We start from the raw sequence: 17,252 nt of genomic DNA on the forward strand, positions 1-17,252 counted from the left end.
AGAAGACAACGCCGCTCACCGCAAAGTCCGCGCACGCGTTGAGCACGTCTTCTCCCGGATGAAGAACTACAAGATCCTCCGCGACTGCCGGCAGCGCGGCGACGGCCTCCACCACGCGGTCCAGGCCGTGGCCCGCATGCACAACCTCGCCCTCGCCGCGTGACCGCCAAGCTCAGCTGCCCGCTTCAGGCTGCTTGATCACGGCCTTGTGCAACACCCTTTAGGGTCGAGGCGATCACGCGGCGGCGGGTTCTCGGGTGGTCTCGAGATCGTTGAGCACCGCGAGAACCGGCCCCCAGCACATGCCGACGGTGTCGCGGTCCGGAATGACGCCGCGTTCGCGTTGTTTTCGGAGGTGGACGAAATTTCGGTACTCACGGACGATTGCCATGAAGTCGTGGGCGTCCATCTGGATCCAGCCTCGCGTACGAGCTGTGTCCAGGAGCAGGGCGAAGCTGGCTCGTTCAGGCGCAACACGCCTCTCGCCCTGAGGGATGCCCCGTTGCAGGCTGGGGTCTCTGTGCGTGAGCACGTCGAGGAGAAGAGCTTCTGTGAAGCTCCCGATGCCGATGAGAGCCATGCCGTACGCGCCGTGCTGCTCGCAGATCTGTGTTTCGGTGACCCTCGCCATGAGTTGGCGCAGGAACTCCTCGCTGCTGACCAGGGGGCGGATTCGCTCTTCCAGGTCCTCGGGGACTGAGAACACCGTGCTGTCGCCGTCCGTGCTGATATCGCCCAGGACGGGGCGTCGGGCGACGTAGGTGACAGCCAGCCCCTCGGCAGCGAGAAAACTGTTCAGTTCTTGGCGGATGAGGTCGGCGGAGGACGATCCATCCTCGTATTCGAGCGGATCGCAGATGCGGCAGAGCAGCCTGCTGACTGCAGCGTGATCAGTGGCGCCGACCATGACGTCCGTGAGCCACACGATGCGGGGTGAGCCGTCGTACTCGGGGGTCGATGGCCAGGCTGCGCGTTGCAGGAGTTGTTCGAGCTGGTAGCCGCGGCGCTCAAAGGGACCGTCCATGTCGACGATGAGACGAGCGACGCGCTCGAGGGTCAGAGTGTCAAGCGTTTTCATCACTGTTCCTTGTCTGCCGGGTGCCGGGCCTGTTCAAAGGCGCGGGTGAGGCGTTCGACGATCACGCGACCGCGGCGTTTGAACCCGAGTTCGGTGAGGGCCTGGCCTACGCGGGTATCGCGATCGAGTTGGAATCCGTCGCTCAGAAGCCACTTGGCCAGGGCGAGCAGATCTGAGTCGCTGTAGGCACCGGTGCGTCCGCCTTGTGGCAAGACAGGACGGGCGCCTCGGCCGGTCACTGCGGGCTGAGCCGGTGGGCGGTGGACGGCATCGGGAGCAGGCGTGCGGTCGGCCCGTTCCATGGCGTCACGCCAGGCGTCAAGGAGCCTCTCGATTTCAGCATGCGGATCGGCGAACCAACTGGACGCCCAGATGCGATGGAAGCGCCATCCGAGTCTTTCCAAGTGTTCTTGTCGCAGTCGATCGCGGTCGCGGGCGCTGGGAGCTCGGTGATAGCGATCACCGTCCGTTTCGACGGCGAGCATCATCTGTCCGGGGCGGTCACGGTGACCGAGCGCGAAATCGATGCGGTAGCCGGACACGCCCCATTGCGGTGTGACCGGAACATGAGCCAATTCGAGTGCCACAAGTATCTGTTGTTCGAAGCCGTTGAGATTCCAGTCGGTACGTGCGCCACCAGCGCGCTGGAGGTCTCCGCCGTGGGAGGCGTACTCCAGGAATCCGCGCAGCATTTCGGGGCCACGATGCCGAGTGGCCAGAAGCTTGGACGGGTCGAAGTCGTGGTGGGTGAAGGAAGAGACGACGATCATCGACTGGCGGGCGCGAGTGATGGCCACATTGAGGCGCCGTTCTCCCCCATCGTTGTTGAGCGGGCCGAAGTTCATGGCCAGGCGCCCGCTTGCGGCCTTCCCATAGCCGATGCTGAGAATGATGGCGTCACGTTCATCGCCTTGGACTTGTTCGAGGCTTTTGACGAAGAAGCGCCGACGTGGGCCCGCTTCGGGGCTGAAGTAGTCCTGCACGTCCGGCCGGTCCTGCAGAGCTTGCCTCAAAGCAAGGTCGATCCGGTCTGCGTGACGCTGTCCCATGGTGATGACACCGAGACTCTGAGCCGATGTGTGGGTGGCATGCGCCAGGGCGAGATCGACGACGCGCTGTACTTCTTCGTCCGAGGAGCCGGATTGGCCAGGGCTGACTTGGGCGTCGACGATGTCCAGGCGAATGGGGCTCGCCTGGACGGTGCCTGGAAAGGTGACGAGTGTGTCGTCATAGATGGCATGGTTCGCGAAGGCGATGAGGCGTTCGTCGCGACTGCGGTAATGCCACTTGAGGGTGTGGACGGGCAGACGGGTACACAGCATGTCGAGGAGGGACTCGAAGGCATCTGGTGCGGCGTCGCCGGAGTCCTCGTCATCGGTGTTCTCGTCTGAGCCGCTGAGAAGCTTCTGGAAGAAGGTCGTCGGGGGGAGCTGGTGTGGGTCGCCGGCGACGATGACCTGTCGGGCGCGCATGATGGATGTGATGGCGTCGTGCGGGAGGACCTGGCTGGCTTCGTCGAAGATGACGACGTCGAAGAGGCGGGTGGCGGGAAGGACGCGACTGACGACGAGTGGCGACATGGCCCAGCACGGTTTGGCGGCCATGAGGACGTCCGGCGCCATCTCGACGAGTCTGCGCAGGGCCAGGTGCCGGGATTTGCGGTGTGCCTGGGTGCGCACGAGGGTGTTCTGGTCGGCATGGGCATCGCGTGCTTTTCTCAGCCAGGTGGCGACTTCGTATCGGACGCGAGCAGGGTTGAGGTCGCGATGGGTGCGGTCGAGACGTTGGAACTGCTCGATCGTGTGGTCGTGCTCGGTACCGATGAAGGAGCGGAGATAGGGGCGTTGCATGCGCGCCTCGTCGAGAACGGAGGCCCACCAGAGGTGGTTCAGGGTTCCGACAGCGCCATCGGGGTCGGTGCCGACTTCGGCGAGCTCATCCAGGAGGTGGCCGAGCCCGGCCGACTCCAGGCGATCGGTGAGCTGGTTGAGCTCGGGCATCCGCAACAGTGTCTCGCGGTCTTGGTCAAGCCGCTGGATGTACCGGTCCACTTCCCCAGTTGAGGTGTTATCCCAACCGTCCCAGCACACGCACAGTGCTATCGCGGCGAGCTGGTTGCACACCTCCGTGAAGGACGCGGCCGCAGACGACAGTCCGGGAACGGCCCATGGCCTACTGCCGTCAGCGGTGGCCCGTTCCTGCCACCGGGCTTTCTGCTCCGCAGCGTCGGTGAGGGCCGCATGCAGCAAGTGGCGCGCACGACAACCGTCCTTGGCCAGTCCTCGCGCTCTCGCTGTCAGTTTTCGGCGTTGCCACCAGCCAACTTTGACAACATGCTCCCTGCGCCATGCACGGTCGGCGGTCGCGGCGACCATATCGTTCAGGTCGGAGTCGAAGACAGCCGCCTCGAAGCGACTGAGGGTACTGGTGACGTCGTGCAACAGTGTCAGGAGGGACTGCCATCCTTGGACATCGTCGGCCCGCCGCAACCCCGCGGTGTCCACCAGCTTCTCGACGGTGCGTCGCGCATTGGTCAGAGCGCGTCCGGTGAGCTGGTCGAGACTGGTGACGACGGAATGCAATTCGCTGTCGGAGCAGACTGTCAGGCGAGACCAGGGAGATGAGCCACACCGGACCAGGAGACCGCTCTTGGCCACGAAGGCGCGCAGGTCCTTCTCGGTCTGGAGCTGCTGGTCGCCGTGGAAGCGGCGCAGGTCGCTGCCGCGTAACCGCAGTCGGGTGTGCCGGTCACAGGGGCTGGCCATGAGGCATGCGATCAGTTGGTACGGACTGATCTCCCACGGTGCCAGCGGCTGGTGAAACTCCTGAACGTGCTGCAGGGCCTGCTGTCGATGACCATCAAGGTTCCGGTGGAGACCATCAGGGCGAGGTGGGGGCTCCTGTCCAGCGCGTTCCAGGGCCTCATATAGCTGCTGCGCGGTCTGGCGGCGGCTGAGTTTGTTGCCGTGCAGGTCGAAGACAAGTCCATCGAGGTCGACTTCGGCAAGATTGTCGGTCACCGCTTCGATCGCGGCACGCTTTTCGGCGACGAAGAGCGTCTTCTTACCCAACGCCGCGAAGGCAGCGATCAGGTTGGCGATGGTCTGGCTCTTGCCCGTGCCGGGTGGCCCCTCAATGACCAGATGGGCGCCGGCCAGCGCGGCGGTGATGGCTTTCTGCTGAGAGCCATCAGCGTCCCGGACCAGGTATTCCGACCCAGGTGCGACGGAATCCGCGCTGGAGTGTGCGCGGGGAACAGCATCTGCGCGTAGAGCACGCTCGGCTTCCTTGTCTTTGGCCAAGGCCGCGACGACCGGGTGGCTCGCCAACAAGTCGACCGACTGGGCGAGGTCGTTGACCATGGGAAGGCGGTCGAAGCTGAAAACGCCGGCCACCACGCGCTCTTCCAGTTCCACCTGGAGATCGCTCCGTGTGCAGGCGGTCTGCAATACCTCATAGGCGCAACGCGTACGGTCATCAAGATCAGCGCACTCGTCGATCGCGTTCGTGATCTTGTCGGTGAGTGCCTCGAGATCACCGTCCAGCCCGTACTGACGGCTCAACGCGTAGAGGAGAACTGGATTGACCTCGACCTCACCCACCCCGGCGAGGACGAAGTCATTCTCTGTCACGGTGCGCGGTTCAATGGTGATCGGCTGCAGGAGAAGGGGAGCACGCAGCGCTGTGACCGGTCGGCTGCCTCGCGTTGCGGGGGGCTCGACACACACGATGCCGAGTGCCAGGCGCCCGGCGTCAATGCCTTGTTCCTCCGCCAGCTCGACCATCTTGCGACGGAGACCCCGTGCTCGTCCCCACGCCGTTTTGTGATCGCCCGAGGCGGGGAAGAGGCTGGACAGGCGGGTTGCGCGGCCGTTCAGTAGCGATGTCAGCGCCTGCGGCGCCGCATGAGTGACGTCCAGTGTCGCCCGCTTCGTGTCTTTGAAATGCAGCAGAGTGTTGTAGGGGCCGAAGTCGATCAGTGCATCGGACCATTGCTGCGCACAGACCTCCACCGCCCGACGGCGTGCAGGTCCCACGTGCTCATCCACGTCTTCCCCTTGAGTGAACTGGCTTGCTGGCGCGACCTGTTACGGGCCGCGGTCCGCCCTTGGTCCGAGACGAACAGATCAAGATATGGGGCGGCGACGGCATGCAACAGGAGAAATCTGGTCACGCAGGGGGCGCGCGAGAAGCACGTACGGCGCAGATGCAGCGAACCTGTGCAGTTCCAGCCAGTTCGCTCGCTCGAATGCCATGCCTACTTGCGTGCGCCCGGCTCCCCGCAGCTACGTTCCACTCCGTCCAGCGCAGGACGACACGATGGGGGACGGATGGCAAGGACCGCGCGACAGACAATCAACTCGCTACGTCGTCCGGCGAGCGTTCGTCTCCACTCCACCGAGGAGCTCGTCGGCCAGGTTGAGTCGGCGGCGGCGCTCGTCGACAAGAGGCGGCGCGAAAAGGGTCAGAGCACGCTCCGTCGGAAGCCCGCGCTCCACCCCGTCATCGGCGCGCAGTCAGTAATCACCATGGAACTGACGCCTTGGAAAGTTCTGCACGCCCTGGCGCGCGGATACATGCTGTCAAGTCAGGGGACGGGTCACGGCCTTGCAGAACACTGGCTGAGTCTGAAGTTCTGCGAAGCCCTGGATGTCAATCGGGCCCGGTCCATGGAACTCACCGAAAGCGGCAGGACACCCGAGAGCTGGTACAAAGGCATGCAAGCGCGTGAGTTGGCTGTCGGGTTCGGCCTCGCGGCGGCCGAACACATCGTGCAGCAGCGTTATCCGGACCACATCATCTCGGTGGTGGACACCGGGATTGTGCTGCGCGCCGGATGGGCCCCGAGCGTCTCGCAACGCAGCAAGTCCGCCCGTCCGCGGCCTGACTACATCCTGGAGGCGTGGAAGCCGGGCGAACCTTCGAAGATCACGTTCGTGGCTTGCCGTGGCAATCACCAAAAGCCGACCAAACGCAGCGGCCAGACACGCCACACCACAATCCAGCAATTGATCAAGGGCGCCGAGCTGACCGAAGGAATGCAGATCGGAGACTGGAACAGCACCGCCAGCCTCATGATCTCGACTGAGCTCCTAGGCCAGGGCGGCATCGTCGTCAATGTCATCGAGTCACCTGGCCACACTCAACTCCCCCTCCGCACACCGGGAATGTCCGGGCACGCAGACGATGAAATCAAGGATGAACCGGGGATTCCTTACCTCAATGCGATCCAGATACCGAACCGTGGAGAGCGACGTGCGCACAAAGTCGACGGATTTCAAGTAGGCCCCGAAAACGTCGCGTGGTTCGGGCAACTCCTCGCCCGGACCGGGGCGGCCGGCCTGACGGCCTTCGCCGGAGGCGGCCCGAGAACAGCCCGCTACCTCACCGCACGCCAAGGACAGAAGTACTACCAGGTACCTGTGTTCGCTGCTACGTCGAGCGTCGATGACGCCGAGCTCTATGTAGGCGACACGAAGTTCGTCGGCACAGACCACGTCTTCCGGCTCGGATCTGTGCGCGTCGAAGCCTTCTCTGGGATGGCGAACGAGTTGTACGAGCTACTCAAAGAGGGGCGAGTAGAGGAATACCGACGCGTGACATACGAGCGGAATCAACAAGGCGCCTGCACGGCAGACGAAGGCACTGGCCCTCTTTCCCTGCAACCCGACGGCACAGCCATGGCGCTGAGAATCTTGCCGCTTCGGCAGCAGCGCAGGTAGGGCGGCCCTCGCCTCCTACGGCCGCCAAGGCCCCTATCAGCACCTGCCCAGCGGGGGCCTCAGTCGCCGTCACATGTGCCATGTCGCACTGCGGAAGGTACAGAAGTCGTCACCGGGCGGATGGCTCCCACGGTACCGCCCACACCGCACACCGTGCGCACAAACGAAACCGCAGCTCAGGAGCCCTTCGCGGCCGGCTCCAGAATCGCCACGCACTCCACATGATGCGTCATCGGAAACAAATCAAACGCCCGCAACATCCGCACTCGATACCCATTCTCCCCGAAGTACCCCAAATCCCGCGCCAGCGCCGCCGGATCGCACGCCACGTACGCGATGCGTCGCGCCCGCAGGGACGCGAGGTGCTTGACCGTGTCGCGGCCGGCGCCCGCGCGGGGTGGGTCGAGGACGATCAGGTCGACCTCGGTGATGCCCGTGCGCGGGAGGACGGATTCGACCTTGCCCTGTTCGATGCGGACGCGGGGGAAGTCGGCCAGGTTGTGGCGGGCGTCCTCGACCGCGCGTTTGCCGGACTCGATGCCGAGGACCGCGCCCTTGTCGCCGAGGCGGTCGGCGAGGGCGCCGGCGAAGAGGCCGACGCCGCAGTAGAGGTCGAGGGCCATCTCGCCCTTGCGCGGGAGCAGGCCCTGCATGACCGCGGTGACGAGGGTGTCCGCCGCCTTCGGGTGGACCTGCCAGAAGCCGCCGGCACCGACCCGGTGGGTGCGGCCGTCCGCTCGCTCGCGGACGAAGGGGCGGCCGTGGACGCGGTGCACGCCCCCGGACTTCTCGTCGACCCGCATCACCGAGACCGGCTTGTCCAGCTCGACCAGGGGCAGGCGGCCGCCCGGACGCGGGGTGAGGATCACCTGGCGGTCCTGGGAGCCCGTCGCCGCGATCGCCTCGACCGACTCCATGCCGGCCCACTCGTGCTTCTCGATGCCCAGCTCCGACACGCCGGGCGCCGCGATCATGCAGTGGTCGATGCGCTCGACCTCGTGCGAGCGGTGCCGGCGCAGACCGGCGTGGCCCTCCGCGTCGACCGCGTACTGCACCCGGGTGCGCCACTGCGGCACCTCGCCGGCGGGCAGCTTGTCACCGTCGGCCGGGACCACCGTGCCGTCCCAGCCGGCCTCCTCGGGGGTGAGGCCCGCGAGCCGCCGCAGCTGCTCGGCGAGCACGTCCGCCTTCAGCCGGCGCTGGGCGCCCGGCTTGGCGTGCTGCCAGTCGCAGCCGCCGCAGCGGCCGGGCCCGGCGAAGGGGCAGGGCGCCTCGATGCGGTCCTTGGACGCCTCCAGGATGCGTACGGCGTCCGCGCGCAGGAAGCGGGCGCCCTCCTCGCCCTCGGTCACCTTCGCCACCACGCGCTCGCCGGGCAGCGCGTGCCGGACGAAGAGGACCTGGCCCTCGGCGGTACGGGCGATGCAGTGGCCGCCATGGGCGACGGGGCCGATCTCGACCTCGTACTCCTCGCCCACCAGAGACGTGTTCGGTTCTGCCTGCATGGTGGGTGGCTCCAGAGGATCGGGTTCGCGACGGAGGACGGCAAAGAAGCAGACGAGCTGCGGAGACGGGTCCGGGGCGGTCGAGCGCAGCCCGGTGGACCGACAACAGCCCACCAGTCTACGGCCTCGCCGCCCCGGTCCCGTACCGCGGTGCCTCGTCAGTCCTTGGCGGACGACCCCGACGACCCCGACGGCTCCGACGACTCCTTGGGCCGCTCCCCCGCCGGGCCGCGGCGGACCGCGCCGGGCGCGCTCCACTCCTGGCGCCTGCGGGCCCGCATCTTGGCCGCTTCGGAGGAGGCCAGCTGGTAGGGCACGGAGGTGACCATCACACCGGGCGTGAACAGCAGGCGGCCCTTGAGGCGCAGAGCGCTCTGGTTGTGCAGCAGGTGCTCGTACCAGTGGCCGACCACGTACTCGGGGATGATCACGGAGACCGCGTCCCGCGGGGACTCCTTGCGCAGGCCCTTGACGTACTCGATCACCGGCCGGGTGACCTCGCGGTACGGCGAGTCGAGGACCTTCAGCGGTACGTCGATGCCGCGCCGCTCCCACTCCTCGCGCAGCGCCTTGGTCTCGGCCGGGTCCACGTTGACCGTGAGCGCCTCCAGGCCGTCGGAGCGCATCAGCTTGGCGTAGGCCAGGGCCCGCAGGGTCGGCCGGTGGATCTTGGAGATCAGCACCACGGAGTGCACCCGGGAGGGGCGGACCAGGTCGTCGTCCGGCTCCTCGGGCGCGGCGATCTCCTCGGCGACGCGGTCGTAGTGCTTGCGGATCGCGGTCATCGTCGCGAAGAAGATGCACATGCCCAGCAGGGCCACCCAGGCGCCGTGCGTGAACTTGGTGACCAGGACGACGACCAGCACCAGGCCGGTGAGGAAGGCGCCGAAGGTGTTGATCGCCCGCGAGCGCATCATGTGGCGCCGCTTGGCCTGGTCCTTCTCGACCGCCAGGTGGCGGTTCCAGTGCCGGACCATGCCGGTCTGGCTCAGCGTGAAGGACACGAACACGCCGACGATGTAGAGCTGGATCAGGCGCGTGGAGTCGGCGCCGTAGATCACGGTCAGCAGCGCGGCGGCGCCGGCCAGCAGCACGATGCCGTTGGAGAAGGCGAGCCGGTCGCCGCGGGTGTGCAGCTGGCGGGGCAGGTAGCGGTCCTGGGCGAGGATCGAGCCGAGCAGCGGGAAGCCGTTGTACGCGGTGTTGGCCGCGAGGAACAGCACCAGCGCGGTGGCGGCCGCAAGCAGCACGAACAGGAAGCTGCCCTTGCCGAAGACCGCCTCGGCGACCTGGGAGATCACCGGGTTCTGGACGTAGCCGGAGCCGATCGGGTGGCCGTTGTGCAGCAGGTCGGTGGCCGGGTTCTCGGCCATGCGCACCTTGGTCGTCGCGGCCAGGGCGATGATGCCGCAGAACATGGTGACGGCCAGCAGGCCCATCGCCGCGAGCGTGCTCGCCGCGTTCTTGGACTTCGGCTTGCGGAAGGCCGGGACGCCGTTGGAGATGGCCTCGACGCCGGTCAGGGCGGCACAGCCGGAGGAGAAGGCGCGCAGCAGCAGGAAGACCAGCGCGAAGCCCGCGAGGCCCTGGTGCTCGGCCCTGATGTGGAAGTCGGCGGTCGGCGCCCGCATGGTGTCGCCGAGCACCAGGCCGCGGAACGCGCCCCACAGGATCATGATGAAGACGCCGCCGACGAACACGTACGTCGGGATCGCGAAGAGCTTGCCTGACTCCTTGACGCCGCGCAGGTTCATCAGCGTCAGCAGGACGATCACGACCGTCGCGCAGAGCACCTTGTGCTCGACCACGAACGGGATGGCCGAGCCGAGGTTCTCGATGCCGGAGGCGATGGACACCGCGACCGTCAGCACGTAGTCCACGAGCAGGGCGCTCGCGACGGTGAGTCCGGCCTTGGGGCCGAGGTTGGTGGTCGCCACCTCGTAGTCGCCGCCGCCGCTCGGGTAGGCGTGCACGTTCTGGCGGTAGGAGGCGACCACGGTGAACATCAGCACGACGACCGCGACGGCGATCCAGGGGCTGAAGTGGTACGCCGACACGCCCGCGATGGACAGGACCAGCAGAACCTCCCCCGGCGCGTAGGCGACGGAGGACAGCGGGTCGGAAGCGAAGACGGGCAGTGCGATGCGCTTGGGCAGGAGGGTTTCCCCCAGCCGGTCACTGCGCAGTGCGCGCCCGATCAGGATCCGTTTGGGCACGTCGGTCAGTTTGGACACGAGAGAGGATCGTAAGCCTTCGAACTGGCAGCCGCCCACCCTGTCCGCAATATCTTCCCCATGGGTGAACTCGGCGGCGGAGTGATGTACGGATTCCGTGGCGCGGGCTCGGGTCGTGCCTAGATGGCAAACCCCGTCTGTCGCCGACCCTGGAGGCCCCATGCCGCCGACCGCTGAGCTGATCGGGGCGGTGCTCGCCCTGGCCGGCCTCGGAATCCTGACCGCGTGCAGCGTGCGCAGCATCACTCGCAGACGAGCGGATGAGCCTCTATGAGGCCGTCAGAGCCCGTCAGAGCCTCTCTGAGCCCGGTGCGCGGGCACTACCGGGGCACGGGGGTGCCCGGTGAGGGTGATGCGTGTGTAGCTTGGGCGACAGTCTGAGAACCTGTTCAGGCCAAGCCAACGACTCTTGACATCGGAAGGACGGTCGTGCACATCGTCATCATGGGCTGCGGGCGAGTAGGCTCCGCTCTCGCCCAGACCCTGGAGCAACAGGGGCACACGGTCGCCGTGATCGACCAGGACCCGACCGCCTTCCGTCGGCTGGGACCGGGATTCGGAGGCCGCCGGGTCACCGGAGTCGGCTTCGACCAGGACACCCTGCGCGAGGCGGGGATCGAGGAGGCGGGCGCCTTCGCGGCCGTCTCCAGCGGCGACAACTCCAACATCATCTCCGCGCGGGTCGCGCGCGAGATGTTCGGCGTGGAGAACGTGGCCGCCCGCATCTACGACCCCCGGCGTGCCGAGGTCTACCAGCGCCTGGGCATCCCGACCGTGGCCACGGTCCGCTGGACCGCCGACCAGATGCTGCGCCGGCTGCTGCCCTCCGGGGCCGAGCCGCTGTGGCGCGACCCCACCGGCGGGGTGCAGCTCGCCGAGGTGCACGCCTCCCCGAAGTGGGTCGGCCACAAGATCAGCAAGATGCAGGAGGACACGGGCGTCCGGGTGGCGTTCCTGACCCGGCTGGGCGAGGCGATCCTGCCCACCTCCCAGACGGTGCTCCAGGAGGGCGACCTTGTGCACGTGATGATGCGGACGGACGACGTGGACACGGTCGAGGCGGCGTTCGCCGAGGGCCCGGAAGAAGAGGGCGGTCACTGATGAGGGTCGCCATTGCCGGAGCCGGCGCCGTGGGCCGCTCGATCGCGGGCGAGCTGCTGGAGAACGGCCACGAGGTCCTGCTCATCGACAAGGCCCCGACCGCCATCTCGGTGGAGCGGGTGCCGCAGGCCGAGTGGCTGCTGGCCGACGCCTGCGAGATCACGTCCCTGGACGAGGCGGCGCTCCAGCGCTGCAACGTGGTGATCGCCGCCACCGGTGACGACAAGGTCAACCTGGTGGTGTCGCTGCTCGCCAAGACGGAGTACGGCGTCCCGCGTGTCGTCGCCCGGGTCAACAACCCCAAGAACGAGTGGCTGTTCAACGAGGCGTGGGGCGTGGACGTGGCCGTCTCCACCCCGCGTCTGATGTCCGCCCTGGTCGAGGAGGCGGTGAGCGTCGGCGACCTGGTACGGCTGCTGCGCTTCAGCCATGGCGACGCCAACCTCGTGGAGCTGACGCTGCCCGAGGAGTCGGCCCTGGCCGGCACCCAGGTCGGGGACGTGCGCTGGCCCGAGGACACCTCGCTGGTGACCATCATCCGGGGCACCCGGGTGCTGACGCCGTCCCGGGAGGACTCCCTGGAGCCGGGCGACGAGCTGCTGTTCGTGGCGGCTCAGGCCCGGGAGGAGCAGCTGGAGGAGCTGCTGTCGGTGCGCAAGCGGGAAGAGGCCTGACGGGCCGGAGCGGACGGGCCTGAGGCCCCGAGCACGCGGAAGGGCGCCCTTGGTGACAAGGGCGCCCTTCGTCGTCGTAACGGCCGTCCACGGGACGGAGCACATTCCGCCGACCGTCCACGGCGCGGAGCACTGCTGCCGGACGTCTACGGCACGGAGCCGCATCCGCCGGTCCTCTACGGCACGCAGCACAGCTATCGGCCGTCTACGGCACGGAGCTCACGCCTGCCTGCGATGGCGGCCCGGCATGGACTCGGGCTCGCCGCCCTCCGCGGCCAGCGCGGCCTTGCGCTCCTTCTCCGCCTTCTCGGCCTGTTCCTCGGCCTCCATCTCCGCGAAGACGTCGATCGGCGCGGGCGCCTTGGCGAGGAAGACCCAGGTGAGCCAGACGGCCAGCAGGAAGGGCGGGATCTTCAGGGCGACGAGGACCCAGCCGAGCCGGGTGGTGTCGGACCACCAGTACAGCGGGAAGAGGATCGCGCACTTGGCGAGCAGGATCAGGCCCCAGGCCCAACTCGACTTCGCGTAGGCCTTCTTGCGGCCCGGGTTGCGGGTGCGCCAGGAGAGGTTCTCCTTGAAGACCGGGCCCAGCACGACACCGATCAGCGGCACCCCGAACAGGGTGGTCACGATGTAGGCAAGCGCCAGGCCCAGCGTGTAGAGCATGCCGGGGAGGTAGAAGTCCTTGGCATTGCCGGTGAACATGGCGAACACCACACCGAAGGCCACGCCGAACACACCGCTGAAGGCGTGCTTGACGGTGTCCTTCATGGCGAGCCGGACCACGACCAGCACCAGGGAGACGGCCAGCGCGGCGATCGCCGAGAGGTGCAGGTCCTTGTTGACCGTGAAGATCGCGACGAACAGCAGGCCCGGCACGACCGTCTCGACCATGCCGCGGACGCCGCCGAACGCCTCGAACAGCGCCGCCTCCGTCACCGCACGGGCGTCGCCTTCGCCGGACACGCCGGGCGGGGTCTGGTCGGTGTCTTCGGTCGGCTTGTCGAGGGACGTCACCGGCTACTCCCGTCCGAGGGGTCGCAGTTCGTACTTCGGGTTGAACAGCACCCGGCGGCCTCGGCTCAGCGAGATCCGGCCCGATGCGATCAGCTTGCGCCCCGGTTCTATGCCCACGATGGAACGCCTGCCGAGCCACACCACGTCCAGCGCCGCGGAGCCGTCGAACAGCTCGGCCTCCAGGGCCGGGACTCCGGCGCGCGGACGCAGGGTGACCGTGCGCAAGGTACCAGTTACGGTGACGATCTGCCGGTCCTGGCAGTCGCCGATCTTCGTACAACCGGCCGTCTCGGCGTCCTCGCGCAGCTCCTCGGACTCCAGGTCCTCCTGGGACGTGGAGAGCCGGTCGAGCATGCGCCGGAACCGGCCGGCCGGCTTTTCTGAACGAGGAACAGCACTCATATCTGAAGCGTACCGGGGCCCGCCGACAGCGCCGTATCCCCGCTCACACTTCCCCGGTACGCGCCTTTTCGCCCGTCGAAACTCACTTCTCGAACCGGTACCCCATCCCGGGCTCCGTGATGAAGTGCTTCGGGTGCGAGGGATCGGCCTCCAGCTTGCGGCGCAACTGCGCCATGTAGACGCGCAGATAGTTCGTCTCCGTCCCGTACGAGGGCCCCCACACCTCCTGGAGGAGCTGCTTCTGGCTGACCAGGCGGCCCGTGTTGCGGACCAGCACCTCCAGGAGGTGCCATTCCGTGGGGGTGAGCCGGACGTCGCGGCCGCCGCGGTGCACCTTCTTGGCCGCCAGGTCGACGGCGAACCCCTCGGTCTCCACGGTGGTCACGTCGTCCTCGCCCGCGCCGACCGGCTCGGCGCGGCGGACGGCGGCGCGCAGCCGGGCCAGCAGCTCGTCCATGCCGAAGGGCTTGGTGACGTAGTCGTCGGCGCCCGCGTCCAGGGCCTCGACCTTCTCGTCGGAGGAGTGGCGGGCGGACAGCACCAGGATCGGCACCCGGGTCCAGCCGCGCAGGCCCTTGATCACCTCGACGCCGTCCATGTCGGGCAGGCCCAGGTCGAGGACGACCACGTCGGGGTGGCGGGAGGCGGCGAGATCGAGGGCGGTCCTGCCGTCGGCGGCCGCGTCGACGTCGTACTTGCGTGCCTTGAGGTTGATCACGAGGGCGCGCACGATCTGCGGCTCGTCGTCGACCACGAGGACCCGCGTGGGGGTCCGGTCCCCGCTCGGGCTCAGCATAGGGTCTGCCTTTCTGGTTCCGCGCTGCCCGGCCCACCGTGGGCCGGGGCGGGGGTGGACGCCGTTTCGGGGGACTCCGTGGCCGGTTGCCGCCCGTGGATGCTGCGCAGGCTCAGGACCATGGTGAGGCCGCCGCCGGGCGTGTCCTCCGCGGTCAGGGTGCCGCCCATGGCCTCGGCGAAGCCCCGGGCGACCGCGAGGCCGAGCCCGACGCCCGCGCCGCGCGGGGCGTCGCCGTAGCGCTGGAAGGGTTCGAAGATACGGTCCTTGGCCGCGTCCGGCACGCCGGGGCCGCGGTCCACCACGCGGACCTCCACCCGGTCGGCGAGGGCGCTGGCGGAGACCAGGACGCGCCGGCCTCCCGGGCTGTACTTGACGGCGTTCTCCACCAGGTTGGCCACCGAGCGCTCCAGCAGCCCGGGGTCGGCCAGGATCATCGGCAGGGTCTCGGGCACGTCCAGGTCGACGCTGTCCTCCGGGACGCCGCCCAGCGCCATCGGTACAACCTCGTCCACATCGATCTCGCGGATCAGCGGGGTGACGGTGCCGGTCTGGAGGCGGGACATGTCCAGGAGGTTGCCGACGAGATGGTCGAGCCGGTCGGCGCCCTCCTCGATGCCCTCCAGGAGCTCGGCGCGGTCCTCCTCGGACCAGTCGACGTCGGCGGAGCGCAGCGAGGAGACGGCGGCCTTGATCCCGGCCAGCGGGGTGCGCAGATCGTGGCTGACGGCGGCCAGCAGGGCGGTGCGGATGCGGTTGCCCTCGGCGAGCGTCCGGGCCTGGTCGGCCTCCTCCTGGAGGCGCCTGCGGTCGAGGACGACGGCGGCCTGGGCCCCGAAGGCGGCGAGCACCCTGCGGTCCTCGGCGGGCAGCACCCGGCCGGTCAGGGCGAGCGCCATGTGGTCGCCCACGGGCATGTCGACGTCGGCGTCCTCGGGGCGCTCCAGGACGGGCCCGAAGCCGGCGCGGCCCGCGCAGGTCCACGGTTCGACGTCGCTCTGCCGCTCCAGCAGGGCCGCCGACTCCATGGCGAAGGTCTCCCGGAGCCGCTCCAGCAGCTCCTCCAGGCTGGTCTCGCCGCGCAGCACGTTGCCGGCCAGGAAGGACAGGATCTCGGACTCGGCGCGCAGCCGGGCCGCCTGGTGGGTGCGGCGGGCGGCGAGGTCCACCACGGAGGCGACCGACACGGCCACGCCGAAGAAGATCACTATGGCGACGATGTTCTTCGGGTCGGCGATGGTCCAGCGGTGCAGCGGCGGTGTGTAGAAGTAGTTCAGAAGCAAAGAGCCGAAGGCCACCGAGGCGAGGGCGGGCAGCAGGCCGCCGACCAGGGCCGCCGCGACCGTGACGGCCAGGAACAGCAGCATGTCGTTGGCGAGGCCGATGTCGACGGTGTTCAGCAGCAGCGCGAGCACGGCGGGGCCCGCGACCCCCATGGCCCAGCCCGAGAGGATCCGGGTGCGGCCGAGACGGGCGCCGCGGGCCACGGGCAGTCCGCGGCCCTTGGCGACCTCCTCGTGGGTGACGATGTGGACGTCGAGGTCGGGGCCGGACTCCCGGGCGACGGTGGCGCCGACGCCGGGTCCGAAGACGTACTGCCAGGCCTTGCGGCGCGAGGAGCCGAGCACGATCTGGGTGGCGTTGACGCCGCGTGCGAAGTCCAGCAGCGCGGCCGGTATGTCGTCGCCGACCACGTGGTGGAAGGTGCCGCCGAGGTCCTCCACGAGGGTGCGCTGGACGGCGAGTTCCTTCGGGGAGGCGGCGGTCAGCCCGTCGCTGCGGGCGATGTAGACGGCGAGCACCTCGCCGCCGGCGCCCTTCTCGGCGAGCCGGGCGGCGCGGCGGATGAGCGTACGGCCCTCGGGCCCGCCGGTCAGCCCGACCACGATCCGCTCCCGCGAACCCCAGATCTTGGAGACCCGGTGCTCGCTGCGGTACTGGTTCAGGTACTCGTCCACCCGGTCGGCGACCCACAGCAGCGCCAGTTCGCGCAGGGCGGTGAGGTTGCCGGGGCGGAAGTAGTTGGACAGCGCCGCGTCGACCTTGTCGGGCTGGTAGATGTTCCCGTGCGCCATCCGGCGGCGCAGCGCCTCCGGGGACATGTCGACCAGCTCGATCTGGCCGGCCCGCCGTACCACCTCGTCCGGGACGGTCTCGCGCTGGCGCACCCCGGTGATGGACTCGACCACGTCGCCGAGTGATTCCAGGTGCTGGATATTGACGGTCGAGATGACGTCGATCCCGGCGGCGAGCAGTTCCTCGACGTCCTGCCAGCGCTTGGCGTTGCGCGAGCCGGGGATGTTGGTGTGGGCGAGTTCGTCCACCAGGGCGATGGCGGGCGCCCTGCGCAGCACGGCGTCGACGTCCATCTCCCCGAAGACGCCCCCGCGGTACTCCAGCTCCTTGCGGGGCACCTGTTCGAGGCCGTGCAGCATCACCTCGGTGCGCGGCCGCTCATGGTGCTCCACGAACGCCACGACACAGTCCGTACCGCGCTCGGTGCGCCGATGCGCCTCGGCGAGCATCGCGTACGTCTTCCCGACCCCCGGCGCCGCCCCGAGATAAATCCGCAGCTTCCCGCGTGCCATGGCTCCATTGTCTTCCGCTCACCCCTGCCTACGCAGCGTCGACCTTACGGCCAACGATGGGGACAAACCGGACGGGGGCGGGCGTACGAGAGCACTTTGACGGAACCCTGATGGGCGGGGGGCTCCCGGTCCGT

General features: G+C 68.2%; 12 protein-coding genes. 4 read left to right on the forward strand and 8 right to left on the reverse strand.

What is annotated here, in order from left to right; translation table 11 throughout:
* Window positions 1-163: transposase (locus AB0N90_RS31365; protein ID WP_365202505.1), on the forward strand; the 163-nt coding region annotated here is incomplete at its 5' end.
* Between the two features lie 72 nt (window positions 164-235).
* Here AB0N90_RS31365 and AB0N90_RS31370 read toward each other — a convergent pair.
* Window positions 236-1,078, reverse strand: a complete 843-nt coding sequence (locus AB0N90_RS31370; protein WP_365202339.1) for a hypothetical protein — start codon at window positions 1,076-1,078, stop codon at window positions 236-238.
* On the reverse strand, window positions 1,078-5,127 hold the full coding sequence (locus tag AB0N90_RS31375; RefSeq protein WP_365202341.1) for an AAA domain-containing protein: 4,050 nt from the start codon (window positions 5,125-5,127) through the stop codon (window positions 1,078-1,080). Before AB0N90_RS31375 ends, AB0N90_RS31370 begins: the two co-directional genes overlap by 1 nt.
* 282 nt (window positions 5,128-5,409) lie before the next feature.
* On the opposite strand from AB0N90_RS31375, the gene AB0N90_RS31380 reads away from it, so the two are divergent.
* Window positions 5,410-6,801, forward strand: a complete 1,392-nt coding sequence (locus tag AB0N90_RS31380) for a hypothetical protein (RefSeq protein WP_365202342.1) — start codon at window positions 5,410-5,412, stop codon at window positions 6,799-6,801.
* A 176-nt stretch (window positions 6,802-6,977) separates the two neighbouring features.
* On the opposite strand, the gene AB0N90_RS31385 is transcribed toward AB0N90_RS31380, so the two are convergent.
* Both AB0N90_RS31385 and AB0N90_RS31390 read right to left on the reverse strand, forming a co-directional pair.
* The gene (locus AB0N90_RS31385; RefSeq protein WP_365202343.1) at window positions 6,978-8,306 is read right to left on the reverse strand and encodes a TRAM domain-containing protein; all 1,329 of its coding nucleotides are present in this window, start codon (window positions 8,304-8,306) and stop codon (window positions 6,978-6,980) included.
* Window positions 8,307-8,464: 158 nt separating this feature from the next.
* Window positions 8,465-10,540: an APC family permease gene (locus AB0N90_RS31390; RefSeq protein ID WP_365202345.1), complete on the reverse strand. Its 2,076-nt coding sequence runs from the start codon at window positions 10,538-10,540 to the stop codon at window positions 8,465-8,467.
* Window positions 10,541-10,969: 429 nt separating this feature from the next.
* On the opposite strand from AB0N90_RS31390, the gene AB0N90_RS31395 reads away from it, so the two are divergent.
* A complete protein-coding gene (locus AB0N90_RS31395; protein ID WP_361677863.1) occupies window positions 10,970-11,641 on the forward strand; it encodes a TrkA family potassium uptake protein in 672 nt (223 codons plus the stop codon).
* A complete protein-coding gene (locus AB0N90_RS31400) occupies window positions 11,641-12,315 on the forward strand; it encodes a TrkA family potassium uptake protein (protein ID WP_361677860.1) in 675 nt (224 codons plus the stop codon). Before AB0N90_RS31395 ends, AB0N90_RS31400 begins: the two co-directional genes overlap by 1 nt.
* Window positions 12,316-12,534: 219 nt before the next feature.
* On the opposite strand, the gene AB0N90_RS31405 is transcribed toward AB0N90_RS31400, so the two are convergent.
* The 4 genes from AB0N90_RS31405 to AB0N90_RS31420 form a co-directional block, all read right to left on the reverse strand.
* On the reverse strand, window positions 12,535-13,332 hold the full coding sequence (locus AB0N90_RS31405; protein WP_365202347.1) for a DUF3159 domain-containing protein: 798 nt from the start codon (window positions 13,330-13,332) through the stop codon (window positions 12,535-12,537).
* 3 nt (window positions 13,333-13,335) lie between these two features.
* Window positions 13,336-13,734 (reverse strand): OB-fold nucleic acid binding domain-containing protein, encoded by a 399-nt coding sequence (locus AB0N90_RS31410; RefSeq protein ID WP_078967283.1) that lies wholly within the window; start codon window positions 13,732-13,734, stop codon window positions 13,336-13,338.
* 82 nt (window positions 13,735-13,816) lie between these two features.
* A complete protein-coding gene (locus tag AB0N90_RS31415) occupies window positions 13,817-14,530 on the reverse strand; it encodes a response regulator (RefSeq protein ID WP_085566954.1) in 714 nt (237 codons plus the stop codon).
* Entirely contained in the window at window positions 14,524-17,118 is a 2,595-nt protein-coding gene (locus AB0N90_RS31420) for a sensor histidine kinase KdpD (RefSeq protein WP_365202350.1), read from the reverse strand. The genes AB0N90_RS31415 and AB0N90_RS31420 overlap by 7 nt, the downstream gene beginning before the upstream one ends.
* Window positions 17,119-17,252 lie beyond the last annotated feature (134 nt).

The organism is Streptomyces sp. NPDC093018, from assembly GCF_040684035.1.
GTDB classification, from domain to species: Bacteria; Actinomycetota; Actinomycetes; order Streptomycetales; family Streptomycetaceae; genus Streptomyces; species Streptomyces murinus.